The 25833-nt window shown below is 63.5% G+C and carries 21 protein-coding genes, 1 tRNA gene and 1 pseudogene; 10 read left to right on the forward strand and 13 right to left on the reverse strand.

The genetic code is table 11. From position 1 onward, the window contains the following. Positions 1-116: 116 nt before the first annotated feature. From BRA1417_RS0101530 to BRA1417_RS0101560, 6 genes and pseudogenes are all read right to left on the reverse strand, one after another. Positions 117-1778, reverse strand: a complete 1662-nt coding sequence (locus BRA1417_RS0101530; protein WP_027514298.1) for a tannase/feruloyl esterase family alpha/beta hydrolase — start codon at positions 1776-1778, stop codon at positions 117-119. 77 nt (positions 1779-1855) lie between these two features. Next, positions 1856-3100 carry a phosphoglycerate dehydrogenase gene (gene serA, locus BRA1417_RS0101535; protein WP_027514299.1) on the reverse strand — a complete coding sequence of 415 codons (1245 nt, stop codon included), beginning with the start codon at positions 3098-3100 and terminating at the stop codon, positions 1856-1858. Between the two features lie 316 nt (positions 3101-3416). Beyond that, a complete protein-coding gene (locus tag BRA1417_RS0101540; RefSeq protein ID WP_027514300.1) occupies positions 3417-4649 on the reverse strand; it encodes a rhodanese-like domain-containing protein in 1233 nt (410 codons plus the stop codon). 78 nt (positions 4650-4727) lie between these two features. Then, positions 4728-5921, reverse strand: a complete 1194-nt coding sequence (locus tag BRA1417_RS0101545; protein WP_027514301.1) for a PepSY domain-containing protein — start codon at positions 5919-5921, stop codon at positions 4728-4730. Between the two features lie 63 nt (positions 5922-5984). After that, positions 5985-8312 (reverse strand): annotated as a pseudogene (locus BRA1417_RS39450) (TonB-dependent siderophore receptor). A gap of 206 nt (positions 8313-8518) precedes the next feature. Then, entirely contained in the window at positions 8519-9403 is an 885-nt protein-coding gene (locus BRA1417_RS0101560; RefSeq protein ID WP_027514302.1) for a dihydrodipicolinate synthase family protein, read from the reverse strand. Positions 9404-9521: 118 nt separating this feature from the next. Between BRA1417_RS0101560 and BRA1417_RS0101565 the strand changes: the two genes are divergently transcribed. Further along, a complete protein-coding gene (locus BRA1417_RS0101565) occupies positions 9522-10934 on the forward strand; it encodes an FAD-binding oxidoreductase (protein WP_027514303.1) in 1413 nt (470 codons plus the stop codon). Positions 10935-10942: 8 nt separating this feature from the next. Continuing rightward, the gene (locus BRA1417_RS0101570; RefSeq protein ID WP_027514304.1) at positions 10943-11608 is read left to right on the forward strand and encodes a GntR family transcriptional regulator; all 666 of its coding nucleotides are present in this window, start codon (positions 10943-10945) and stop codon (positions 11606-11608) included. A gap of 6 nt (positions 11609-11614) precedes the next feature. Here BRA1417_RS0101570 and BRA1417_RS44610 read toward each other — a convergent pair whose 3' ends face one another. Further along, the gene (locus BRA1417_RS44610; protein WP_197031097.1) at positions 11615-11779 is read right to left on the reverse strand and encodes a hypothetical protein; all 165 of its coding nucleotides are present in this window, start codon (positions 11777-11779) and stop codon (positions 11615-11617) included. Positions 11780-12045: 266 nt separating this feature from the next. On the opposite strand from BRA1417_RS44610, the gene BRA1417_RS0101580 reads away from it, so the two are divergent. Together BRA1417_RS0101580 and BRA1417_RS0101585 are read left to right on the forward strand one after the other, a co-directional pair. Then, on the forward strand, positions 12046-14067 hold the full coding sequence (locus BRA1417_RS0101580; RefSeq protein ID WP_027514305.1) for a YgiQ family radical SAM protein: 2022 nt from the start codon (positions 12046-12048) through the stop codon (positions 14065-14067). 340 nt (positions 14068-14407) lie between these two features. Next, positions 14408-15382, forward strand: a complete 975-nt coding sequence (locus tag BRA1417_RS0101585) for a tetratricopeptide repeat protein (protein WP_156948523.1) — start codon at positions 14408-14410, stop codon at positions 15380-15382. 158 nt (positions 15383-15540) lie between these two features. Here BRA1417_RS0101585 and BRA1417_RS0101590 read toward each other — a convergent pair whose 3' ends face one another. After that, positions 15541-15906 carry a bleomycin resistance protein gene (locus tag BRA1417_RS0101590; RefSeq protein ID WP_027514307.1) on the reverse strand — a complete coding sequence of 122 codons (366 nt, stop codon included), beginning with the start codon at positions 15904-15906 and terminating at the stop codon, positions 15541-15543. 529 nt (positions 15907-16435) lie between these two features. Here BRA1417_RS0101590 and BRA1417_RS0101595 point away from each other — a divergent pair. The 4 genes from BRA1417_RS0101595 to BRA1417_RS0101610 all read left to right on the forward strand — a co-directional run bounded on the left by BRA1417_RS0101595 (position 16436) and on the right by BRA1417_RS0101610 (position 19207). Next, positions 16436-17134, forward strand: a complete 699-nt coding sequence (locus tag BRA1417_RS0101595; RefSeq protein ID WP_027514308.1) for an outer membrane protein — start codon at positions 16436-16438, stop codon at positions 17132-17134. A 544-nt stretch (positions 17135-17678) separates the two neighbouring features. After that, the gene (locus BRA1417_RS43535; protein ID WP_156948524.1) at positions 17679-17921 is read left to right on the forward strand and encodes a hypothetical protein; all 243 of its coding nucleotides are present in this window, start codon (positions 17679-17681) and stop codon (positions 17919-17921) included. A 116-nt stretch (positions 17922-18037) separates the two neighbouring features. Next, positions 18038-18496 carry an Rrf2 family transcriptional regulator gene (locus BRA1417_RS0101605; RefSeq protein WP_027514309.1) on the forward strand — a complete coding sequence of 153 codons (459 nt, stop codon included), beginning with the start codon at positions 18038-18040 and terminating at the stop codon, positions 18494-18496. Between the two features lie 27 nt (positions 18497-18523). Further along, positions 18524-19207: a class I SAM-dependent methyltransferase gene (locus tag BRA1417_RS0101610; RefSeq protein ID WP_027514310.1), complete on the forward strand. Its 684-nt coding sequence runs from the start codon at positions 18524-18526 to the stop codon at positions 19205-19207. Positions 19208-19976: 769 nt separating this feature from the next. Here BRA1417_RS0101610 and BRA1417_RS0101620 read toward each other — a convergent pair. Beyond that, entirely contained in the window at positions 19977-20486 is a 510-nt protein-coding gene (locus BRA1417_RS0101620; RefSeq protein WP_027514312.1) for a DUF2867 domain-containing protein, read from the reverse strand. 272 nt (positions 20487-20758) lie between these two features. On the opposite strand from BRA1417_RS0101620, the gene BRA1417_RS0101630 reads away from it, so the two are divergent. Further along, entirely contained in the window at positions 20759-21781 is a 1023-nt protein-coding gene (locus BRA1417_RS0101630) for an LLM class flavin-dependent oxidoreductase (RefSeq protein ID WP_027514314.1), read from the forward strand. Between the two features lie 59 nt (positions 21782-21840). Here the strand turns inward: BRA1417_RS0101630 and BRA1417_RS44615 are convergent, their stop codons facing one another. Next, positions 21841-21999 carry a hypothetical protein gene (locus BRA1417_RS44615; protein WP_198034781.1) on the reverse strand — a complete coding sequence of 53 codons (159 nt, stop codon included), beginning with the start codon at positions 21997-21999 and terminating at the stop codon, positions 21841-21843. 192 nt (positions 22000-22191) lie between these two features. After that, complete coding sequence (locus tag BRA1417_RS0101640) at positions 22192-22677, reverse strand: hypothetical protein (protein ID WP_027514315.1); 486 nt, start codon at positions 22675-22677, stop codon at positions 22192-22194. Between the two features lie 228 nt (positions 22678-22905). Here BRA1417_RS0101640 and BRA1417_RS0101645 point away from each other — a divergent pair, with 228 nt between their 5' ends. Next, positions 22906-23130 carry a hypothetical protein gene (locus BRA1417_RS0101645; RefSeq protein WP_245286131.1) on the forward strand — a complete coding sequence of 75 codons (225 nt, stop codon included), beginning with the start codon at positions 22906-22908 and terminating at the stop codon, positions 23128-23130. A gap of 614 nt (positions 23131-23744) precedes the next feature. On the opposite strand, the gene BRA1417_RS0101660 is transcribed toward BRA1417_RS0101645, so the two are convergent. Together BRA1417_RS0101660 and BRA1417_RS0101665 are read right to left on the reverse strand one after the other, a co-directional pair. Further along, a tRNA-Arg gene (locus BRA1417_RS0101660) sits at positions 23745-23821 on the reverse strand. 162 nt (positions 23822-23983) lie between these two features. Beyond that, the gene (locus BRA1417_RS0101665) at positions 23984-25483 is read right to left on the reverse strand and encodes an ATP-binding protein (protein WP_027514318.1); all 1500 of its coding nucleotides are present in this window, start codon (positions 25481-25483) and stop codon (positions 23984-23986) included. Positions 25484-25833 lie beyond the last annotated feature (350 nt).

The raw sequence follows: 25833 nt of genomic DNA on the forward strand, positions 1-25833 counted from the left end.
TGAGGGGGAGTCTCCACGGGGACGGTGGGAGTTGGATTCGCGGAGAGTCCCCTCACCCGGAATTCAAGCGTTGCTTGAATTCCGACCTCTCCCCGCAAGCGGGGCGAGGTAAGAACTCACGGCGCGCAGGTAAAACTCGACGCCTCCGTCACCGAACCGCTCTTGTAGTGCGGCCAGGCCGGCCAGCGGCACAGCGGCAGCCCGCGAAGCGTCGCGAACGACGGCGCCTCGACCTTCTGCTCGGTAACTTCCAGATCGCCGGGCGCCTTGCCCTTTTCGACCCAGTCGACCAGCGCGCTCAGCATGTCGACATTGGCCGGCGCGCCGGAGCCGACATGGTCGACCCCGGGCGCGGTGTAGAGCCGCGCGAATTCGGCCGTCTCGGCCTTGCCGAGCTTGCGTTCGACGTTCTCGAAATAACGGATGCCGGCATAGGGGCTCTGCGCGTAGTCCGCCATATGTTCGAGCATGATCAGCCGGCCGCCGCGGGCGCGGAAGCGGCTGAGGTCGGGGTCGGTGGAATCCATCAGGCTGGAGACCTCGAGCAGCCGCGCCTTGTGCTGTTCGGGCTTATACGTCGTCACGTCGAGCTTGGGATCGCGCGCGAACACGTACTGGATACCGCCGGCGCCGTAGATCCAGGCGATGCCGTTATTGGGCGCGGGCGGCTGCGCGGGAGGCGCCGTGCCGAGCCACCACGCGACCCAGCCGCCGGTCGGGCCAACCGCCGGCGTGTCCTCGCCCGACACGCCCCAGCCCGGATAATCATCGAGACCGTTGGCGAGCGGGAACGGGAATTTGTAGGTCGCATGCAGGGTCTCGACCGCCTTGATCTGTGCGTCGGTGAGGCACTGATCGCCCGTCTTGCCGCTCGCGCAACGCAGCGTCTCCGCCTTGAACGCCGACTTGCAGGATACCGGATCCTGCACCAGCGCGTCGTCGGAGCCATCGGCCTTGTCGCAAGCGGCCCGCACGGCATCGCCCACGAGCTTCACCTGGGCTGGATTGATCCAGCCGTCACCCATGGTCGCGAGACCCGAGCGGGTGCCGGCATGCTGCAGGCCGACCCAATTGATGACGGGCACGCGGGCAAAGATGCCGTCGAAATCATCGGGATAGCGTTGTGCCATGGTGAGGCCTTCGCGGCCGCCCTCGGACGACCCCATGAAATACATCTTCTCAGGCCTCTTGCCGTAAGCGCGCTGCATCAGCGCGACGGCCGCATCGCGCACCTTCTTGTAGGCGCGATGGGCGAAATTCTCGAAGGCTTCGTCGTTGAGCGCGAACAGCTGCGGCGGTTCGCCCGGCTTGGACTCGTGACCGGAATCGGTGCCGTAGGTGACGAAGCCGCGCGCGAGCGGCGACGGCTTGTCGAAGGGATAGGCCGGCGGCAGCGCCAGGCCCGTGATCAGCACGCCGTTGAATCCGCCGCCGCCATATTGCAGTGAGCGGCCGTTCCATTCGACGGGCAAATTGACCTGAAATTTGATCGGCGGCGCCTTGGGATCGGTGGGATCGATATGGCCGAGCACCTTGCAGAAGCCGGGATTGGCGGGCGTGACGCGCCCCGACGGCGTCGGGCCGCGCTCGGCGACGGCCAATTGCGACGGCGCCAGCAACGTCGCCGAATCGATCTTCACAGCGTCAGTGCTGCCGACCAAGCCCTTGCAGACGGCGTCCGCATCCTCAGGCAGCGTCGCCGCTGAAGCGGAGCTCCCGCCCAGCGCGCCCGCTGCGCCCACCAGCAATACACACAGTTTCGCACGCACCTGCGCCATCGTCTCCCCCTGAGTTTCTGTTCGTTCTGCCGGCAGGCCGCATTCAAGGCGCCCTGCGGCCGGTCGTCAATGCAGTGCTAGTGCTCAAACACCAGCCGCGCGCCGACGGTGCCCTCTAGGCTGCGGATCTGCTGGAGCAGCGCGCCTGAATCCTGGCCGCCGAGGTCGGCGTCGAGCACGACGTAACCGAGGTCGCCGGAGGTCTCCAGATATTGCGCGGCGATGTTGATGTCGCGCTGGAGAAAGACCTCGTTCAACCGGCGCAGCATGCCGGGCACGTTGCGATGGACGTGGCTGAAGCGCGCGCCGGAGGGACGCAGATGCAGCTGCACCTCCGGGAAATTCACCGCCCCCGTGGTCGAGCCGGTGATGAAAAAATCGACCAGCTTGCGCGCGACCTCGCCACCAATGCGCTCCTGCGCCTCCTCGGTCGAGCCGCCGATATGCGGAGTGAGGATGACGTTGCCGAGGCCCTGCACCGGGCTCTTGAAACGGTCCGAATTCGAGGACGGCTCGACCGGAAACACGTCAATGGCGGCGCCCGCGAGATGGCCGTCGCGCAGAGCTTCCGCCAGCGCGTCGAGATTGACGACGGTGCCGCGGCTGTTGTTGATCAGGAGGGAGCCGGGTTTCATCGCCCGCAACTCCTTCTCGCCGATCATCCCAGCGGTCTCCGGCGTCTCGGGCACGTGCAGGCTGACGACGTCGCTCTGCGCCAGCAGCTCTTCCAGCTTCTCGACCGGCTCGGTGTTGCCGTGGCGGAGCTTGTCGGTGCGATCGAAATAGATCACGCGCATGCCGATCGCCTCGGCCAGGGTCGAGAGCTGCGAGCCGATATTGCCGTAGCCGATGATGCCGAGGGTGCGGCCGCGCACCTCGCGGCTGCCGGTCGCGGACTTGTCCCAGCCGCCCTCATGGGCCGACACCGAGCGCGGGAAGATGCGCCGCAGCAGCATCACGATCTCGCCGATCACGAGCTCGGCGACGCTGCGCGTGTTGGAGAACGGCGCGTTGAACACCGGAATGCCGCGCTTGCGCGCCGCCAGCAGATCGACCTGGTTGGTGCCGACGCTGAAGCAGCCGACGGCGAGAAGCTGGTCGGCCGCTTCCAGCACCTGATCGGTGATCTGGGTGCGCGAGCGGATGCCGAGCAACGACACGCCCTTGAGCGCCCGCCGCAAATCCTCGCCGTCCAGCGCCTTGGTCAGGCGCTCGACATTGGTGAAACCCGCCGTTCTGAACAGGTCCACGGCGCTGTCGTTGACGCCTTCAAGCAGCAGCGCCTTCGCGCTCCGCTCAGGGCTTTGGCCTGGGACTGACATGAAATCTCCGTGGGTCACAGCTTCGCCGCAGCTCATAGACCGCGGGGGATGCGCAGCACAATAGGGTCTGGATACGGGGAGAAGATGGCGGGGGAGGAAGCTGGGGAACAGAGCTGCCGACTCCGATGTCGTCCTGGCGAAAGCCAGGACCCATTACCCCAGGAAGTAGTTGCGTACGACGCTGACCGCCACGCGTCTTCGCCAAACCCCGCCCCGGGGTAATGGGTCCTGGATCAGCGCTCCGCTTCGCTGCGCTTGTCCAGGACGACGAAAGAATTTGCCGTGGGTCGCAGGGACGACCCATTGGGAGTAGCCATCAGATGACGTAAAACCCGTGCGTGCCGTCGCGTCGGAGCTGTTCGACCAGGCCATATTCCCAGTCGAGATAGGCCTGCATTGCGCGCTCGTCGACGCCGGTGCCTTCATAGGGGCGGCGGTAACGGTGCGCGGGGTCGGGCTTGGGCAGGACGTGCGGCGCGCCGATTTCGAGCGCGCCGTCGTAGCCGCCTTCCCGCACATAGACCTCCCAACCCATCTGCGCGAGCCAGGACGCCGTCATATCGGCGCGGACGCCCTTGTCGTCGGTCAGCGCGATGCGCGCGCCGCGCACCGGTGCGGCCATATCGGTTTCCTGGACGAGCTGTCCGCCGGGATAGTGGCGAAACCCCGGGAGATGGCCGGCGGCATATTCCTCGGCGTCACGCACGTCGAAGCGATAGAGCGTGCGATCGGTCTGCGCGACAAGCGCAGCCATCTCACGCGCGCCGATGTGGCGCACACCGGCGCGATAGGCGACGTCGCGCGCATTGGCCGGGCCGCCCTCGAACGACCCGATCGCGCCACGCCTGTTAGCACCATGGTCGAGCGTATGCCGCGCCAGCGTCCAGCCGATGGTGCCGTTGCGCAGCGCCCGGACCTTGTTCGGCACGCCGGCATTGATCAGCGATTGGGTGCCGATGATCGAGCGGGTGCGGCCGGCGCAATTCACGATGATGGTGGTGTCGGCATCGGGTGCCACCTGCCCTGCGCGCAGCACCAGCTCCGCGCCGGGCACGCTGACCGAGCCCGGAATGTTCATGGTGGCGTATTCGTCGAAGCGGCGAACGTCGAGGATGGCGATGTTGGCCTTGTCCGCGATGAGTTTTGCCACCTCGTCGGCACTGAACGACGGCGTGTGCCTGCGCGCTTCGACCAGCTCGCCGAAGGCTTTTGAGTAGGAGTTGACGTCCTCGAACATTTGATAGCCGGCGTCGCACCAGGCCTTCAGCCCGCCATGGAGCGCGCGGAGGTTGGTATAGCCGAGCGCGGCGAGCCGCTCGGCGCCGGCAGTGACGAGGCCCTCACCGTCATCATAGAGCACGATCGGCACATTTTTGCGCGGCAGCCTGACCTGCGCTTCGATCTCGACCCGGTCCACGGCCATGTTGGCGGCAAAGAGCGGATGTCCCGTCGCGAAACCAGCCTCGTATCTCAGATCGAGCAGCGCGATCTCCTCGCGGAGCAGCAGCGCGCGGCGGATGTCGGCGGGGGTGACGGTGGTGAGCTTCATAGCGTAGACCCTGACGAGGATTGGCCATGGGCTTTTGAACGATTGCAGAAGTGTTGGCTAGCCTTTGCGGCAGCCCGTTCACTCGCCGGGAACAAGCTGCCCGAGCCGCGGCTGCGCCGGGCGCCGCAGCTTGCGGCGCGACAGATAGAGCAGGACGCCGGTGGCCGCGAACAGCGGCATCAGCGCAGCCGCGAGCATGAACGCGAGCTTGCCAGGCCAACCCAGAATCGCGCCGCGGTGAATGTCGAGCACGTTCGCGATGATCTTCTCGCCGAACGTCTTGTCGGCATAGCGTTCCGCGGAAACGAATTGGCCTGTGACAGCATCGATGCGGAATTCATCGCGCGTGGTGTCGAGGGAGGAGTCTTTCCCCCATGAGCGGATCCGAATCGCCGTCCCCGAACCGGCCGGCAGCGTCAACAGAGCCTTCGAGAAACGGCTGCCCTCTTCGTGCAGGAAGGCGGCCCACGCGCGATCAAAGCCGATCGGCTGTGCCGTCTCGCTGGCGCCGGCGGCACGTGACGCCTTTGTAGGCATCTTGGGCTGCATCTTAGCGGCGGCGACTTGCGGGCGCGACAGCAGCCAGAAGGCACCGTCCTTGTACCAGTCAAACGAGTACCACAGCCCGGTCAGCGTCATCACCAGATAGACCGGCAGGACCCAGGTGCCGATCACCGCGTGCAGCGAGCGATGGAGGCCGCGTCCGCTGAGGCCGAGATTGGGCTTCAGCCACATCTTCACGCTGCCTGCACGCCGCGGCCAGCGCAGCACGAGGCCCGAGATGAGCATCACGATCAAGCCGAGCGCGGCCACGCCCGTGATCTGACGCCCCCAGCCCTTGGCGTAGCCGGGAATCAACAGCCAGCGATGCAGCTTGCGCACGGTCGCGAAAAACTCTTCGCCGCGCGGTGCGCCCAACACGCGCGCGTCATAGGGATCGACATAGAGCGAGGACGGCCGCGCGCCTCGTTCGTCGCGGGCGAAGCGCACATGCACCGCGGCGGACGGATCACTTGCTAGCGTCACGGCGGAGACCTTGCCGACATCCTGCGCCGCAGTCAGGCGCGCAACCAGTTCGTCCGGCATCAGCGCCGGTGACTGGCGCGGCGCGACCTGCATGATGCCGGCGTTGAGATGATCGACGATCTCATCCTCAAAACTCATGATTGCGCCGGTCAACGCGATCACAGCAAGCAGCAGCGCGAGCACGAGGCCGGCGATGGAATGGGCCTGGTGGAGGGCGGCCTTGATCGCGCGCCAGCACTCACGCATCGGCGCCGATCCTTCTGGTCTGCACGACCGGGAAATCGGCTTCCTCGCGCCACACTGTCATCGCTAGAACTTCACCGTCGCCGACAGGGATACCCTGCGCGCGTCGCCGATCGCGACGTTTAAAGCGTTTCCGGTGGTGGACGTATAGTAGAGCTTGTCGAACAGGTTCTTGACGTTGAATTGATAGGTCACTGGCAAATTGTCTACCTTGGTGTCGTAGGTCGCGAAGACGTCCGCGACGGTATAGGCCGGCAGGAAGAACGTGTTGAGGGAGTCGCCCGGCCGGTCACCGACATAGTGCGCGCCACCGCCAAGCCGCAGACGTCCGGGCAGCGCATCGCCGAAATCGTAAACGAGATAGAGCGAAGCCGTGTTCATGGCGGCGTTGAGGAGCTTGGCGTTACCGACGGCGGGATCATTGATCAGCCGGGCATCGGTATACCCATAACTTCCGATCAGGCTCCATTGATCGGCTAGTTTGCCGGTCACGTCCAATTCGACGCCGCGCGACCTGGCCGCGCCGGAGGCACGCGCCGCCGACTTGCCACCGCCGATGTCATCCAGCACCAACACATTCTTCTTCTGGATGTCGTAGACGGCCAGGCTGCCCGACAGCCGCTTGTTGATATCGAACTTCAGACCGGTCTCCCATTGCGTTCCTTCTTCAGGCGCGATGGTGGAGTCGACGACAAAGCCGGAGGTGAACGCTGCGATGACCGATGTCGGCTTTAACGACTGCGTATAACTCACGTACTAGGAGAGCTGATCGTTCAGCTTGAAGATGACGCCGCCGAGCGGCAGCACCTTGTCACCCGCCAAATTAGTGTTTGTGATGAAGTTCGGCCGGCCTTTTCCCGCGAGCTGCTCGTATTCCATCCAGCGCACGCCTCCGACCACGGACAGCCAGTTGGTCAGATGGAAGGTGTCCTGGGCGAAGAAGCCGCGGGTGCCGAGCTTGTCGGTCTGTTCGCTGTCCGTTGGCGAAACAGCCGTGCCCGGCACGACCAGCCCGTAGACCGGGTTGTAGAAATTGAAGCTCGCCGTCGCCTGCCGAATCAAATCGTGGCGGTCGATCGTGCGATAGAGCGCCTCGCCTCCGAACAAGATCTCGTTTCGGAAGCCGCCGACCAAGACGTCACCCTGCAGATAGGAGGTGCCGTAGCTGGCGTTGCTCAGCGAGTTACGCGTGCCGTCGTTGCTGCGGGTCTCGACGCCAGTCGTCGCGTTGACGCCGGTGATGCGAAGCTGGTTGGCACTGAACGTCTCGGTGTTGTAGCTGTAGGCTGCGGTGACCTTCCAATTGTCGTCGAGCTTCTGCTCGACCGAGGCCTGCACCAGGCCGGAGATGCCCCACATGTTGTTGAAGGGCTCGTCGAGCCGGCGCGTCTTCGGAATCGCCAGCGGAGCGCCCTTGACGAAGGCAGTGCCGCGGTCGAATGGGAAGATGAATTCGCGGTGCTCATAGGTGAGCTGGACCGTCGTGGTGTCGCCGTACCAGGCCAGCGACGGGTTCACCAGCATTTCCCTGTAGCGGCCGAAATTGCGCCAATAGTCCTCGCTGACGCCGTAGCCGACGAACCGATAGGCAAGGCCTTGGTCGCCGATCGGACCGGTGATGTCGAGCGTGCCGTCGGCGCCGTTGCGATTGTTCGCGAAGCTCGAGCCGAGCAGCGTGACCGAACCGTGCTGGTAGAGCTCCGGACGCTTGCTGATGGTGTTAACGACCCCGCCGGGGTCCATGATGCCGTAAAGTAGCGATGCTGGCCCCTTCAGCACCTCAACACTTTCGACCGCGGCGTTCAGGCTGCGCCCCTGCACCAGCGGCATGCCGTTGCGCATGATCGAGCCGTCGCGGTTGTCGCCGAAGCCGCGGCGGATCACGGCATCCTGGGTGCCGGCGAGCGTGTTGGTCTGGGTGATCCCGCTGATGTTGACCAGCGCGTCGTCGATATTGCGCGGAAGCTGGTCCTTCAACACCTGCGCGGGCACGACATTGACGGACTGCGAGGTGTCGAGCGGCGAGGCACCGCTGCGCAGCGTGGTCGCGCTCGGCATGGCGCGGTAGCCGAGCTTAGCGGCTTGCTGCGCGGCGGCATCAGCCGCGGCGCGTTCCGATGGCGTCGGAGCCGCGGGGGTGGTGGCATTGCGGCTGCGCTGACGCACGGCCGCTTGCGTCCGGCGTTGAGATGTCTCCGATGCGCGCGCCGTTTTCGGCCGCGGCGCCGGCGCTTCCACCGTCACCGGCGGCAGTGCCGATTGCGCCTGCGCGCTCGTCGTGCTGGAGGGACATTCAGCGAGCAGCACGGCCGCTCCGATGAGAAGAGCCGCGCGGCTCTTGCCGGCAGGCGTTCGACGGCCGCTGACGCGCTGGCCGTCCAGATAGACACGCACTTTCGATTCACTTCCAAGTCAGACGCAGAAGCTGGCGCGTCTAACAGCCGCTGTACGTGAAGAGAACCGCAAGCGGACTTGAATCGCTCTAGTGTTGAATGGTTCTAGGCTTCGATCGCGCTATTCGGCAATCCTCGATTGATTGCGCAGCGAGCGCGACACGCAGCGCGCGAACTCGCGGCAACGTGCCGTGGTTTTGCGCGATTTCACGCGATGGCGGGAGCCACCAGCTCGTCGAGTTTCCGTTTGAGCGCGGTGCCGTCGGACAAGGCCCGCAGCGGCGGCCGCACGCGCAGCCAGCTCGCATCGCCCGTCTGTGCCGCGAGGATGGCTTTCAACGTCGTGAGGAAGGATGGCGATTTCACCACGATGTCCACGGCAGCCTGCATCCGTGCCTCGACATCCTTGCCGTCGATCATCGCCTTGACCAGCTCCGGCGCGATGTTGGCCATGCCGCAGATGGTGCCGGCACCGCCGGCGGCGATCGCGCGGGTGATGTCAACCTCGTTGCCGACGGTGATGGCGAGCTCGGGGGCCGCGGCACGGAACGCCTGGAACTGCTTGAAGTCGCCGCTGGAGTCTTTCAGGCCTGCAACGACCTTGCCGTAGCGCTTGCGCAAATTCGCGGCGACGGCGGTCGGGATCGCAACACCCGAGATCTGCGGGATATGATAGAGGTAGGCGCGCAGGCGATCGTCGGCGACGCGGTCGAGGATCGCCGCAAACGCATCCTCGATACCCTCAGGGGTGACGCTGCGGTCGAAGTAAGGCGGCAGATACAGCACGTGACGCAGGCCGAGACCGAGCACGGCGCGCGTCAGCGCGATGCTGTCGCTGATCGCGGGGAAGCCGCCGCCGATTCCAATTCGCTCAGGCGCGACGCCGGCCTTGAGCACGGCTTCGATGGTCGCGACCCGTTCGGCGACATTGAAGGAGGTGCCCTCGCCGGTGGTGCCGAACAGCACGACACCGTCGACGCCCTTGCCGAAGAGTTGCTTGGCGTGGGCCGCGAGCTTTGCGGAGTCCGCGCTGCCGTCCGTCGCCAGCGGCGTCGCCGACGCCACCCAGAACCCGCGAATTGCCTCGGTCATCACACCAGCCTTGTTTTTGCTTTACTTTCCGCCTTGTACCTTACATACAACAAACGCGCAAACCCTTTCCGCCGTCATGGCGGACATAACACGCAGCCAGATTCCGAGGAGGTCTCGCATGAACATGGTGACCCCCATCCAGCGGCCCGACCAACTGCTCGGCGCCCTGCGCGACAGGCTCGGCGCGGCTGCTGTGCTTGTCGGCACCGACGTGCCCGCCCGCAATTGCAACGACTGGAGCGCGAGCCTGCCGCAAACGCCGCTGGCGGTGATCCGCCCGGTCGACGCGCAAGGCGTGGCAGATGCGATTCTGACTTGCCGGCAGGCGCATCTGCCCTTCGTGCCGCAGGGCGGATTGACCGGGCTGTGCCGCGGCGCATCGCCTGAAGCAGGCTGGGTCGCGGTCTCGCTCGAGCGCATGAGCGGCATCGAGGAGATCGATCATGCCTCGATGACGATGACGGTGAAAGCAGGCACGCCGCTTCAGACGATCCAGCAGGCCGCCGACGAAGCCGGGCTCTTCTTTCCGCTCGATCTCGGCTCGCGCGGCTCCTGCGCGATCGGCGGCAACCTCTCGACCAATGCCGGCGGCAACCGCGTGATCCGCTACGGCATGACGCGCGAGCTGGTGCTCGGGCTCGAAGTCGTGCTGCCCGACGGCACCATCATCACAAGCCTCAACAAGCTGATGAAGAACAATGCCGGCTATGATCTGAAGCATCTGTTCATCGGCTCGGAAGGCACGCTCGGCATCATCACCCGCGTGGTGCTGCGGCTGTTTCCAAAGCCGCGCTCGACCATGGCCGCGCTCTGCGCGCTCGAGGACTATGCCGCGGTGATTGCGCTGCTCGGCGCCGCGCGAAGCGGGCTCGGCCCGCTGCTGTCGGCGTTCGAGGTGATGTGGCCGGATTACTGGGACGTCATCACGAATCGCGCCGGCGTCAAGCCGCCGGTCGCCGCAGGCCACGGCCTCTACGTGCTGGTGGAAGCGCAAGGCATCGACGAGAGCCTCGACGCGCCGCGCTTCCAAAGCTGGCTCGAAGAGCTGATGGAGCGCGGGCTGCTCGCCGACGCCGCCGTGGCGCAATCGCTGGCGCAGACGCAAAGCTTCTGGCGCGTGCGCGACATCTGCGCCGAGTTCGGCCAGGTACTGGGGCCGCACATCTCCTACGACATCGGTCTCGCCGTGGCGCGGATGGACGAGTTCGCGACACGCTGCAAGGCGGCTCTCGCGAAGGGCATCGAGGGCTGCGAGAGCGTCTATTACGGCCATATCGGCGACGGCAATCTGCATCTCGTCTCCTGGGTGACCAGCCTTGCCGTCGAGCGGCAGCCGAAGGAAGCGATGGACGCGATCATCTACGGTCTCGTGCGCGAGATGGGCGGCAGCGTCTCCGCCGAGCACGGCATCGGCACGCTGAAGAAGAAGTGGCTGGGTCATGCCCGCAGCGAGGCCGAGATCGCGCTGATGCGGACGCTGAAGGCCGCGCTCGATCCCGATCATCTGCTCAACCCCGGCAAGGTGATCTGAGAGAGCCGATGCGATCGCTGAAGCTCGATGCACCGAAATCGCTGTCGCAACGGGTCGTGCAGCGGCTGCGCCAGGCCATCATCGACGGCGAGTTCGCGCTGGGTGCAGCCATCTCCGAGGAGATGGTGGCAAACTCCTTCGGCGTCAGCCGCACCCCGGTGCGCGAGGCGATGGGCCAGCTGCAAGCGCAGGGCCTCGTGGTGATCCGCCCGCAGGTCGGCAGTTTTGTCTTTACGCCGAGCGCCGAAGACATCACCGCGCTCTGCACGTTCCGAATCGCGCTGGAGCCCAAGGCCGCCGAGCTCGCCTTCCGCCATGATCGCGCCGGTGCGATCGCGACGATGAGCGAGGCGATCGCGGCGATGGAGCCGGCGATTGCCGCCAGGGACAATATCGCCTATGGGCGCGCCGATGCCGCGTTCCACGAAGCGCTGTTCGCCCATTGCGGCAACCGCTATCTCGCCGAATCCTATCAGCTCGCATCCAGTCGCGTCGCAGCACTGCGTACCAATTTGACTTCGCCGATCGACGTGCGCACCCGCACGTCCTTCGACGAGCATCGCAAGCTGCTCGATCTGTTCGCCCGCGGCGAGTTCGCCGCCTTCGCGACGCTGATGACCACGCACGTCACCAATTCGGGCGTGGTCTACGCCAAAGCGCTGCAGGTGGATTGAGCGTTGCTACCGGGCATTTTTCGTGCCGGGCCTGTCCAGAAAATCCAGCGCGGTGTTGATCTGTTCGAGCTGGTGTTCGATTTTGTCGCGGTCCTCGACCGTGGGCGCCTTCTCGAGCTGCTCAACGAGCTTCTGCTTTCGAAGCAGCAAGTTCTCTATGACTGTACTCACGGCTCCCCCATCCGCCAGAGGCGAACATCGAGGCGATACTAAACCCCGGGCGCGAGCGCGCGCCAGCCGGGCCGGCGCAAACCCTGCATCAGAATGTTCGCGAGGGCAGTTGGTTCCTGCGCGTGACCCGAGAAGGTGCAGACACCTGATGGCGGCACTCGCGAACGGTTAACGCGGTCGCACGCCCGGGCTGCCGGCCACGGAACCGGATCTTTCACATGCCCGTCGGTTGTATTCGCCGTCCCGGAGTCCTATGCGTATGCGCCATGGACATCCAGATCATCGCCGCCGAAAAGCCCCTGATGGCGCAGGCACGCCCGCGCAAGCCGGCGCCGTTCCTCCCGATGAGCCGCGCCGAGATGGACGCGCTTGGCTGGGACGCCTGCGACATCGTGCTGGTGACGGGCGATGCCTATGTCGACCATCCCAGCTTCGGCATGGCCATCATCGGCCGCCTGCTCGAGGCGCAAGGCTTTCGCGTCGGCATCATCTCGCAGCCGGACTGGCATTCGGCCGAGCCGTTCAAGGCGCTCGGCAAGCCAAAAGTCTTCTTCGGTGTCACCGGCGGCAACATGGATTCGATGGTGAACCGCTATACCGCGGACCGCCGCATACGCAGCGACGATGCCTATACCGCGGGCGGCGAAGGCGGCAAGCGGCCGGACCGCTGCACCGTCGTCTACGCGCAGCGTTGCCGCGAGGCGTTCAAGGGCGTCCCGGTCGTGCTCGGCGGCATCGAGGCGTCGCTGCGCCGGATCGCGCATTACGATTACTGGTCCGACAAGGTGCGCCGCTCGGTGCTGGCCGACGCCAAGGCCGACCTCTTGCTTTACGGCAATGCCGAGCGCGCCGTCGTCGAAGTCGCCAACCGTCTTGCGGCCGGCGAAGCGCCGCGCGAGCTCGACGACATCAGGGGCGTCGCGCTGTTCCGCCGCGTGCCCGACGATTACACTGAGCTGCACGCCGACGATATCGACTCCGCCGACGAGGGCGCTTCGCGGACGAAAGGCTTGACCGTGATCCGGCTGCCCGCTTTGGAGCAGGTCGAGCAGGACAAGGAAGCCTATGCCCGCGCGTCACGCGTGCTGCACCGGGAGAGCAATCCCGGCAATGCGCGGCCGCTGGTGCAGCGCCACGGCGATCGCGATCTCTGGCTCAACCCGCCGCCGATCCCGCTGACCAGCGAGGAGATGGACGCGGTCTACGATCTTCCCTACGCGCGCGCCCCGCATCCGTCCTACGGTGACGCGAAGATCCCGGCGTGGGACATGATCAAATTCTCGGTGACGATCATGCGCGGCTGTTTCGGCGGCTGCACCTTCTGCTCGATCACCGAGCACGAGGGCCGCATCATCCAGAACCGCTCCGAGGGCTCGATCCTGCGCGAGATCGAGAAGATCCGCGACAAGACGCCCGGCTTCACCGGCGTGATCTCCGACATCGGCGGTCCCACCGCCAACATGTACCGGATGGCGTGCAAGGACCCGAAGGTGGAAGCCGCGTGCCGGCGGCCGTCCTGCGTCTTCCCCGAGATCTGCCCGAACCTCAACACCTCCCATGACGATCTGATCCGGCTCTATCGCAAGGTGCGCGAGACCAAGGGCATCAAGAAGGTGATGGTCGCCTCCGGCGTGCGCTACGACCTCGCGGTCGAGAGCCCCGAATACATCAAGGAGCTCGTCACCCATCACGTCGGCGGCTATTTGAAGATCGCGCCTGAGCATACCGAGCGCGGGCCGCTCGACAAGATGATGAAGCCCGGCATCGGCGCCTACAACCAGTTCAAGCGGATGTTCGATGCCGCGGCCGAACAGGCCGGCAAGAAATATTACCTGATCCCGTATTTCATCGCGGCACATCCGGGCACGACCGACGAGGACATGATGAACCTCGCACTGTGGCTGAAGAAGAACCGCTACCGCGCCGACCAGGTGCAGACCTTCCTGCCCTCGCCGATGGCGACCGCAACGGCGATGTACCACACCGGCGTCAACCCGCTGCGCGGCGTGCGGCGCGGCGGCAGCGACAAGGTCGAGGCCATCAAGGGCCTGCGCCAGCGCCGCCTGCACAAGGCGTTCCTGCGCTACCACGACCCCGACAATTGGCCGGTGCTGCGTGAAGCCCTGAAAGAGATGGGCCGCGCCGATCTGATCGGCTCGCGCCCCGACCAGCTGGTCCCCGCGCACCAGCCGCCCGGCACCGGCAAGGCCGCCGGCACGCGGCGGCCGGTTCGTCCAGACGGCAAGACCCAGCGGTTCACGACCAAGAATCTGCGGGTGATGAAGTAGCGGGCGAGCCGGATCAGGTCCGGTTCATCCTCGCACTGTCGTGCCCTCAAAAACAAAGAACCGGAAAAACAACCCCATGCACAGTAGCCGGCATGAGCGGGATCAATGACTTAGGCGGTTCGCGAATCCGCTGAGTCCGCCGGGCGAGATAACCGGAAAACGGAACTTAGGTTTTGGCGAAATATTGACTCGTCGGGCAAAACAGGCGCAAGATGCCATCGTCGCGGCATGCGTGACAGGGCGAGCCCCAACCACTACTCCGTATCAATATCCTCGAGCTTCATGCGGAGGCCATGCTGCACTTGCTTCGCAATGGCAAATAGCCCGTCTCGCTTGACGATTGTTTAACCGCAATCAGCATTGCAGTTGCATTGTTTTAAAATCTCTATTGTCGATTGCGTTAAACTTCGGGCAAGAGCGATTTCTCGGCCCGGAGAAGCAGATGAAAATAGGCTTGGCCCAGAGGCGGGTGGTGCGCGGGATTGCCTTCCTGTCCGTGCTCTGGTCCTTCTGTTCTGTGGCCATTGCGTCTGACGCCCAGACTTACCAGACGGCTGCTGCCGTTGCCGCAAGCAAGCTAGACTTTGAGCAAGCCATTCAAATCTACTCCAAAGGGCTCGAACAGCAATTCAGTCTCGAGGACCGGGCGGAGCTGCTGCGGATGAGGGGTGTAACCGCTCAGTTGGCAAAAAGATGGGATCAAGCCGAAGCCGATTTCACGGCGGCCGTCGAAATGGTCGGCTCTACCGACCCGCGCGCTTATATGGGCCGCGGGTTTTTCTATCACCACCAAGGTCGCTTTGAGCTTGCGCTGGCCGACTACACCGCCGGGGCGACATTGTTCCCGGATAACGGGGCTTTCCCCAATGGCCAGGGGCTGGCGCTTATGGAACAGGGCAAGTTCAAGGAAGCAATCAATCGGTTTGACGAGGCAATAAGACTTGATCCGACGTCGGGTGTCTTCATGTTTGGACGGGCCGAGGCCTACAATCGTTCGGACCGACCGCAAACCGCGCTGGACGATTACGAGAAGGCGCTGGCACTCGGATATCTTACGCAAGACGATACCTCTCGACTTCGCGTGGGCGTCGGAGACGCACATCTCAAACTGAAGAATGAGAAGGCCGCGATCGAAAGCTTGAATAAGGCTGTCGAACTCAGCCCCAACTCCACTACGGCCCTGAGGTATCGAGGACTAGCTTATGAACGGGCAGGCGAGCTTGATCGTGCGTATCGCGACTACGAGGCCGTCTTAAGACTGAAGCCTGGCGACGAATTCGCCGTGAAACGGCTGCAGAGACTCCGCTCGAAGTAGGGATCAACGGTCGCCTGATCTACAGCTGTTACCTCGGATATAGTTGCTCGAGTGGCCTGGGAAACTGAAGGCGTCAGGACCGCTTTAGGTCACAGCGGTCCTGCACCGGCGGCGCGCGGCAGGTCAGCTATGGGCCACAAGCCGACGTCATCCGCCGTTTACTTCGGATTCTGGATGAGGCGAAGCAACGTGCCGTCCGGATCGATCAGAGCTCCGATCCGGAGGCCACTATCCTCCACTACCGGACGATGCAGGCGTGGTGCACCTGTGTGGGCCTGAGGGATTCCTGCCGCAGTACAGCTTGCATAAAATGCATCCAAGTCGTCGAGTCGCAGACAGCAGCTAAAGCCGTTGCTCGCTGGATCGACGGTGGGATCGGGGAAGAACTCCATAACAAGGCTGTTGCACTTGAGGATCATCCATCCCTCATCACGAAAGCCTTCCGTGAAGCCGAGCACCTCGTAGAACTTCGCAGTTATTTCGAAGTCTCGCGAGGGAAGGTTTGGGGTTGCGTGATCCATCACTGAGCACATTATCGGAACTGCGACTGGTCGCAATGGATTGGCGGTGGTCTGGCCATCCATGGCGGACGTGTTCGGTCCCGGTCTCGCCCTGGAAGGAACTTGTTAAATATCTTTCGTTGCTGGAACGGCACACACCGCGCGTTTTCTTTGCGGGAACAAACCCTTTACGTCGCGCGAACGGCTCGTTGAGTCCGCTTCGGGTCATCAGCGGTCTCCACCGGCTGCGCGCGGCAGGTCAGCTAGCGGACAAGATGCGGCATCCCGGGTCGATGAGCTTCCAGTATGAACGGCACAAAAAAGTTCTGGATCATGCCGGGGCTTTGGAATGCACAATAATAAAGTGCTTCGCGATGGCGGAACCGCGGAATTCGTAGCTCAGACGCCCGGTTACGAGTCTACACGTTCCTCAATTAACAAATGACCAGAGCGTTCCTCGGGCAGATCGGCCGCGTGTGTCTGGCGCGCTACAGCAAATTCGGTGAGTTAGGTTAGCGTTTGGCACACGTTCTTTAAACCTGAGAGACTCGAAATGAAAAAGTTCCTTCTCGCTACTGTCGCTTTCGCCGCCTTAGCGGGTACAGCATCGGCAGCTGATATGGCCGCGCGTCCTTACACCAAAGCCCCACCGATGGCGGCCTCGCCGATTTACAACTGGACCGGCTTTTACATCGGCGGTCACGTCGGCGGCGCATTCGGCGGCAGCAACAACATTCTGGCCCCCGGCTTCACCGGCACCAGCAGCAACGATGGTGTGTTCATGGGCGGCGTGCAGGTCGGTTACGACCATCAGTTCTCGCCGAACTGGGTGCTGGGCATTGAAGCGAACTACAGCTTCCTCGACACCAATGACAATGCCTTCGTCAACCGTGGGCTCGGTTCGGTCACCGGTCGCCTCGGCTACACCTGGGGTCCGGCGCTGCTGTACGTCAAAGGCGGTTATGCCTGGGCTGACTCCCGCCTTACGAACGGTTTCGGCGGCGGCACCTTCACCAACAACGGCGGTGGTCGCGACGGCTACACCGTGGGCGGTGGTCTCGAATACATGTTCGCCCAGAACTGGTCGGGCAAGGTCGAATACCAGTACTACGACTTCGGCACGCGGAACGCTCTCTTCACCAGCGCCGGCGGTGTTGTTACCGCCGTCGGCTTCCGCAATGACGAGCACACCATCAAGGCCGGCCTGAACTACCGGTTTAATTGGGGTGCCGCGTCGGCTTCTCGTTACTGACGCCTTACGTAATATACTTAAAGGGCCAGCCATACGGGCTGGCCCTTTCTCCTAACACGGAATGCTGGCGCGAGTTGGCCGCTTGCGTTTTTTACGAAGTTCTCCAGAAACTACTTGATGTCAGCTACGGGGCAACAGCGGTCCACGGCCGGCTGCGCGCGGCAAGTCAGCTGTGGACCAGAAGCGGACATATGAATTGAAAGAGAAGCCGCGCCCTAACGGGTACGCGGATGCACTTGCTTGCCGTCCAATGCGCCTTCGAGCACATCGAACACACCTGCATGTCTGATGCATGGTGGAGCAACCTGGAGCGCCCGATGCGAGCCGCACTTCTCGATCGGGTCAGACGCGCAAATTCCTTGGCCTACCGCCGCTCGCCCCGTTGCTTATCCTATCGCATACATTATGCAGACTGGCGTGTTGCGGACATCCGTGGTCACAGCATTCCCTGAGAGCGACCAAGGCCCCTCCCCTCACCTCTCCACCGGCGCCCCGCCCCTCGATGATACCGGCTGGAAAAGAACACCAGTGGCGTGGTGTCGCGATGGTCGCAGGTCGAGACTTCGGCGATGATCAGCGTGTGGTCGCTGACATCGACGTGCCGGGTTACCTCGCCCCGTGGCCGAGATCGCGCGGTGCATCCGGCCGGGCCTGGCGCGATATCGAACAGCTGATTGCAGAGTTCTGCAAAGCAGCGCGGCCCAAAGCACTTGAATTGCAGCACGCTCTAGAGGTCACAAAAGCGCTGAAGGGCGCAGGATGGACACCGCCTAAAAATTCAAACTGAGACACTACCGAACTTTGCGATGGGGATTCTGCACGGATCTGCCGGCGCGCAGTTCGCTTCGGAAGGCACGCCGAAATCGGTTGACCTGAATGCGCTTATGTAACATATAAAGTTACATGAAACGAGACAGTCGATTATCCGGCGTGCTTCACGTTCTGCTGCACATGGCACAGCAGCCTGGTCCGTTCACGTCCGAGACCTTGGCAAAAGCCATGGATACCAACCCGGTGGTGATCCGGCGGATCATGGCCGGGCTTCGGGACCTTGGTTACGTCCGCTCCGAAAAAGGCCACGGCGGCGGCTGGACGCTGGATTGCGACCTCACGCAGGTGACGTTGCGCGACGTCTACATCGCGCTCGGCAGTCCCTCGCTTCTGGCGATTGGCAACCGGACGGAGGCGCCGGGCTGCCTCGTCGAGCAGTCCGTCAATGCCGCCCTCGACCAGGCGTTTGGCGATGCGCAGGCGCTGCTGCTGTCGCACCTTGGCGAGGTGACGCTGGCGATGCTGGGCGACGATCTGCGCAAGCGCCTCGGCTCGCGAAAGCTTCAGGGCATGAGCGCGCATGGCGCGTGATTGGCCCATTTCAGCAAGGACGACATCATGGCCGACGTTCAGAACATGTTTTCCGATCCGCAGGCGGTGGCGAGATACACCGAAGGACCGCCACGGTTTGTCCCCGGCTACAGTGCCATGCTGTCCATGGCGGCGATCCTTCTGGCCGAGCGCGCGCGTGACGATGCACGGATTCTCGTCCTCGGAGCCGGCGGCGGCCTGGAGCTGAAGGCTTTTGCGCAAGCGCATCGAGGCTGGAGCTTCGATGGCGTCGATCCGTCCGCAGCCATGCTGGGGCTTGCGAGCCAAACCCTCGGATCGTTGGCGCCACGCGCGCGTCTTCATCAAGGCTATATCGACGATGCTCCGGAAGGTCCCTTCGACGGCGCCACCTGCCTGTTGACCCTGCACTTCGTCGATGTCGAGGAGCGACGCCGTACCGCCTCGGAGATCCGCCGCCGGCTCAAGCGGCGCGCGCCGTTCGTGGTCGCGCATTTGAGCGCGCCCAATGGCGAAGAGGAACGCCCGCTGTGGCTCTCGCGGTACTCCGCTTTCCTGGCTGCGTCCGGCGTCGAGCCAGATCAGGCGGCGGCCGCGCGGAACGCCGTCACCAACCATCTGGAAATTCTCGCGCCCACGCAGGATGAAGCGATTTTACGGCAGGCCGGCTTCTCCGACCCGACGCTGTTCTATACCGGCTTCACTTTCCGTGGCTGGGTCGCTTACGCCTGAGGCGCCACGGCTTCGTCAACACGGCCGGCGTCAATGCGACGCCGGATGCGCCAGCGAGCGGATCATAAACCCGACAGCTCGCGAAGTCGGCGGTGTCAGTTCTGCCTTCGAAACCGGACGTGGCAGTTCACCTTTGGGAGTCAGCGAGGGGGCAGAAGCGAAGTTGGCGGAATCGAACTGGTTGCGCGAGGTTTTTATGCAACCTTTGACGGCCACGACGATATATGGAAAGAAGCGGCCAGTCAGGGGACCTTCCTCACTGTCGCTGAGAAAAGGAAGATGCGCATATTTTGGATTGGATGCGGACTTATCGCCGCTCTCACATTTATCGTCATTCCTTATGTGTCAGATGATCAATGTAGAAAACGATTGGAGCCGATGAAACAGGAGGCTTATTGGGACTGGCAGGCCGGGTGCGTGGTGAATGTTGGAGGTGCTCTCGTTCGTGAGGAGAACGTTCAGATCGGCCCCGCGATAAAGTTCAATGCGCCGAAATCGAACTAGGCCCAGTTTTGCTTTGCACCAACGCTCATCGGGCAATTACAGACAACGACCGGATTTGCGAGGAATAGGTCAGCCACCGAGAACGCACGACGAATAAAGAGTCCTGAATGTCTGCCTTGGGTCAAAGTGCGAAGAATTGAACCTGAGCAGATCCACTCCGCCGCGCCTCACCAAGCGGACTTCAACGAGGTGCGCCGCTCCTTCGCTGATGGGCCAGAAGCCGACTCGTTCGTCGACCGCAGCCTGTCACGGCCGCCAAGTCTGCTCAATTCTTCATTGCTCTTGCCGCCTGTTCCAAACTCGCCGGCACAATCACGCGATGAAACGGTGCTATCGTCGCAAGATAGATGCGCCCCAGTCGGTTATGACAATGCACCACCGTGCCCGCGACAAGCTCGCGCCCATTTGCTGCATCGGCGCGAAGTTGAATGGTGACGCGGAAGTCGAGATGCCGGTCATCCGCACCCACGACCAACTCCGTCGCACTCTTTGACAGCACTGGGAAGAAACCGATAACCGGCCCATGCGCCGCCGCGGCAAGACCGACGGCGCGCGACGATTTGACCGCGACTGCCGCCATCACCACATCGCGGACACGCGTGAGCGCACGAATCCACCACGCCTGTCGCTCGAGCGCGGCGCGTGCCAGCACCTCTACATCATCGCTGGCGCCCGCCGGCAGTTGAATTGCAAAGGCGTCCAAAAGGTCCGCGCCCGCGTAAAGCGGCGCAAGCACGCTGTTGCTGGGCATGGGCACGGCGCGCGCTTTTGTCATGGGATCAGGTACCGCATGCTGGGGAGGGGCGTAGCGCAGCTGGCGTTGCAGAGGATCTTGCCGCCGTCGTCCTTTTATATCCACGCGCTCTGCATCGCAACAATCCTGCGGCGCACATGTCTCAGTTGGGTGAAAAGGGGCGCTAGCAGCGATGTCCGCTTCGGTCCGCTTTCCCTCGAGGAACGGCACTCACCCATACGCGCTTCCCAGGTCGTCATCTTTCCTCCGGCCGAGGTGTCGCAAACTCTTCCCATCATCCATATGTTGCTTCCATGAAAAAAATCGGATTCCTCTCCTTCGGGCACTGGACGCCCTCGCCACAATCGCAGACCCGCTCGGCTGCAGACACGTTGCTGCAATCGATCGAGCTTGCGGTTGCGGCGGAAGAGCTCGGCGCCGACGGTGCCTATTTCCGCGTGCATCATTTCGCGCGGCAGCTCGCCTCGCCCTTTCCGCTGCTTGCCGCCGTCGGGGCCAGAACCAGCAAGATCGAGATCGGTACGGCCGTGATCGACATGCGCTACGAGAATCCGCTTTACATGGCGGAGGACGCAGGCTCTGCCGATCTCATCGGCGGTGGGCGCCTCCAGCTCGGCATCAGCCGCGGCTCGCCCGAGCAGGTGATCGACGGCTGGCGTTATTTCGGCTACCAGCCGGCCGAGGGCGAGAGCGACGCCGACATGGGCCGGCGTCATGCCGAGGTCTTTCTCGACATCTTGCGCGGCGAAGGTTTTGCAAAACCCAACCCGCAGCCGATGTTTCCAAATCCGCCGGGGCTGTTGCGGCTCGAGCCGCATGCGGAAGGCCTGCGCGAACGGATCTGGTGGGGTGCCGGCTCGAACGCGACGTCGGTGTGGGCCGCCAAGCACGGCATGAATCTGCAGAGCTCGACGCTGAAGAACGACGAGACCGGCGAAGCCTTCCATGTGCAGCAGGCCGCGCAGATCCGCGCCTATCGCGCCGCGTGGAAAGAGGCCGGCCACACCCGCGAGCCGCGCGTGTCCGTCAGCCGCAGCATCTTCGCGCTGGTCGACGATCGCGACCGCGCCTATTTCGGCGGCGAGCGCGGCAGCGAGGACCAGGTCGGCTTCATCGACCCGCGCACCCGCGCGATCTTCGGCCGCTCCTATGCGGCGGAGCCGGACGCGCTGATCGAGCAGCTCCGAGCAGACGAGGCGATCGCCGAGGCTGACACATTGCTGCTGACGATCCCGAACCAGCTTGGTGTCGACTATTGCGCGCACGCCATCGAGGCGATTTTGACGCATGTGGCGCCTGCGCTTGGGTGGCGCTGAGGCGAACGGTCGACCATCCTGCGGCCCCCCCCTCATGTTTCGCGGTGAAGCGCGCGCTCTCAAAACAAAGCGGCGCCGGCAGCCTGTCCGTAGATCATCGCGGTGACGAGAGAGAGCAGCAAGCCCGCGCCGGAAAAGATCGCGAGGATCTTCAGAGTTTCGACGTCCACGCTGGTTCTCGTCGCGCGGGATATCGCCTTTGCCAGTGCAGCCATCATCGCCAGCTCCGAACAGGCCGCGCGGAGGCGCGACCTCTCCCATCTAGCGTCATTGGCCGCATTTGCGTGTGAAGCAGATTACAGGTGATGTTGCGTGCTGCACCTCACACGGCGATGTGTGAAGAAGATCCAACCGGATTGTCTCACCCTGGCGCCCTGATGCCGCGGGCAAGCAAACGCTGGATCCGGCCGTCAAATCCCGCCGGGAAGCTCAACGCCCGCTTCCGTCAGGTCACGGAGGAATTTCCGCACCAGGAGCATGTTGGTTCGCTGCAGCTCGTGGTTATTGCCGAACTTGAACTGGTTGGCTTCGGTTACGATCAGTCCCTGGTCGGTCTCGCGGAAAATGCCTTGCTTCTTCAAGCGATCGGCGCGCCGCCGGACGGTTTCGATCGGCAGACCGAAAAAGCGGGACAGGGCGGCACGGGAAACGCCCTGCTTGATCATATCCGGCTCCACCGCCTGGATGCTGCCAAATTGCCGGTCCAGTTCGGGGTTCTTCATGATCTTGAGAACGTTGGCGTTCAAGACCGCATGAATGATCATCAAGTCCAGCGGATCGAAATCGTAGTGGCGGAACATTTCGCTGGCTGCGCACAGCATGTAGGCCAACGAGTGGCGGGAGACGGTTCGGATCAAATCCGACGCGATGTCCTCGTCTTTGGTCGTACCAACCATCACCAGTGCCCGCTTCTACGGATGTCCGGTTCGACGCCCACAAGCCGGTTCTATGTATCCGTGGCGCACCGCGCGTGAGGCAGGACCGGTCTGCTGTTTCCCCCAATATGGGTATGGTCGCGTTTCCATCGGGTCAATAGCTGGCTTGTCGGCAACATCATTTTCATCGATACGGGGTTGAATTGCCTGGCGCGCAATTGGCGCGTGCCAATTGTGGTCATGGACCAAATGACATTCATCATCGAAGCTATTAAAGACGACTGCCGCACCGTGGATTTCCGTGACAGCGCGATCGTTGCGGTGATCCTGGCCCGCAAGCACGCGGTGAATGGTTTTGTGGTTTCGATCACGGCTCCGGACGGGCAGCTTTTTTCAGCCGATCAGTTCAACCATTTGCTGACGAGCAGGGGGCTTGGTTCGGATCCTGCGGCGCGTGATGTTGCGCGGCGCTAGATCGGGCGTTGTTACGCGCCATCTTGGAACCGGTGCAACCATTTGCAGCGGCTTCGGTGAGCGGTGCGAACAGGGCATCGTCGGCGCGCCGGCCGATTGGATAGAGACTGATCTGCGGAATGTAGCCCTGGGTTTTCGGAAATCGCATTCGTCTTCGCCCGATCAGTGCTCGACCAAGGCAATGAAGAGATCCGAAACTACGATCCATTCACGGAGCCGGACCCGGAGCAGTGGCTCGCGCTACGAACAAGAACGTATCGATCTCGTGAAGAAGTATCATCGGCGTGCGCGGATCCGCCTCCCGCGCGAGACATTGCACGCCGTTATTCACGCCATCGTCTAGAACCAGATTGCGGATCGCGAACTGCCGGTCCGAGCCGCGGCGCAACGGCTGATGTCAGAGGGGCTCGATCGTCACGAAGCCATCCATGCGATCGGCTCGGTGCTGGTCGGATATCTGAACGACCGGATGCGCGGACTCAGGTCGGGCGGCGGCGACCTCGATATACGAGGTCCGAGCAGGATCTGAACGAGGCTTATTTCGCCGAGTTGGAAGCCTTGACCGCGGAAGGATGGCTTCGGTCCGCGTGACCAGGCGACAGTCGGTACCGAAATGGCGCGCCCGGAACGATTCGAACGTCCGACCCTCAGATTCGTAGTCTGATGCTCTATCCAGCTGAGCTACGGGCGCGTTTTTCGCTGACAGTGCGGGCGTGGCCCGCAGGCAGCCCCCGGCGACGCCGGAGGGGTGCGAAAGAGCGCTCTGACTAACCGCTCTTGCCCCGATTGGCAAGGTCCGGATTGGGGAGATTTTGCTGGGAAATGAGAGTTTCCGCACTCAGCCGCGAGCCGACTACGCCCGCGCCCGCTCGTTGCGGACGGAGAGCAGTTCCACGGGACGGTCGGGAATGACGATCCGGAAGGTGGCGCCGATGGTGCCTTCGACCAGATGGATGTCGCCGCCATGGGCGCGGACCAGCTCGGCGGCGATGGCAAGGCCGAGACCGCTGCCGCCGGGGCGGCCGGAGGTCTGGAACGCCTCGAACAGGTGATCGCGGGTCTTCTGGGGCACGCCGGGGCCGGTGTCGGAGACCTCGAGGATGGCGACCGCGCCCTCGCGTTTTCCCGTGATCCGGATCTGCTGCGCGCCACTCTCGGCGGACGCATGGCTTTCCAGCGCCTGGGCGGCGTTGCGGACGAGGTTGAGCAGCACGCGAAACAGCTGGTCGGGATCGGCGTCGACGGCGAGCCCGCGCTCGATCGCAGCGACCCAGGAGATCGACGCGTCGGAGGCAAGGCCGGCGGTCTCGCGCACCTCCAGCACCACAGGCTCGATCATGATCATGCGCCGGTCGGGCGCGGCTTCCTGGGCGCGGCCGTAAGACAGGGTCGACTGGCAGAAGGCGATGGCGCGCTCGAGCGAGCGCACGAGCTTTGGCGCAAAGCGCTGCACCCGAGGATCCGGCACGCTGGCGAGCTGGTCCGACAGGAGTTGCGCCGAGGCCAGCAGATTGCGCAGATCGTGATTGATCTTGGACACCGCGAGGCCGAGGGCGGCGAGTCGGCTCTTCTGGTGCAGCATCGACATCAGGTCGCGCTGCATGTCCGACAATTCGCGCTCGGCGACCCCGATCTCGTCGCTGCGCTGGCTCGGCACGATGATCCCCGCCGAACTCTCGGGATTTTCGTGGAAGCCGACCAGGCTCGCGGTCAGCCGCCGCATCGGGCGCACGAAGAGATAATGCATGGCGAGATAGACGAGGCCGGCGGTCAGCACCGCGATGATCAGCGCGACCACGACGACGTTGCGGGAGAAGCGGTACATCGACTGCCGCAGCGGCAGCTCATCGGTGACGATCTCCATGAACTGGGCGTTGCCGACGCCCGGCCCGACGATCCGGATGGCCTGATTGCCGGTCTCCAGCATCATCCGGAACGAGCCGGTGATCGCCTCCCAAGCCGTCATGTCGCGCAGGTCGATGTCGTGCTCGATCGCGGCCGGCAGATTGTCGCTGGCGAGCAGACGGCGCTGCTGGCCCATCTTGATGGCGACGGCGCGCGCATTGATGCTCTTCAGGATCTGGCGCGACAGCGAATCGGGGACCATGCCGAGCGGCGCGGCATCGAGCACCAGCGCCGCCGTGTTGGCCGCCGCGACGCGGTCGTTGAGCCGGTTGACCCAGAAATTGGCGATAGCGGGCACGTAGAGCAGGATGGCGGCGATCATCACCAAGGGAACGGTGAGCAGCAGCAGCTTGCCGGACAGCCCAAGCCCGCGCGTCCCCCGCGGCAGCGCCGTCGGCGGGTCCCGCTGATCCCCATCCTGGATCGGCTGGAGGTCTGTCGCTGCCACGAAATTCGCCCTCGCTGCCTTTACCGGATTGAAGATGTCGCCGGGTGAAAGGGTCTTGGCGCGTATCAAGATGCGGCCCGCCCCCAGCGCGGTCAAATTACAGATCGTCAATCTGCCAAGGTCGGATGTAAGCGCAGATTTGGCGAGTCGCCACCTCAAGGGTTAAAAACCCCGCACAAACAGCGATATTCGCCGGAATTGAGCGCTTGTGCGGCGTTGACGAAAAGAAGACGCTCGCTTATAAGCCGGCCAATTGTCCGCGATGACCCGGTGTGACCGCCGGGAGCGGCTCTCTTGGGGCCGAAAAGGGCCCGTTTTGGGCAGCATCTTCCGGACTTTATCATCAATTC

Origin of the sequence: Bradyrhizobium sp. WSM1417, assembly GCF_000515415.1 — a bacterium.
Classification (GTDB): Bacteria; Pseudomonadota; Alphaproteobacteria; order Rhizobiales; family Xanthobacteraceae; genus Bradyrhizobium.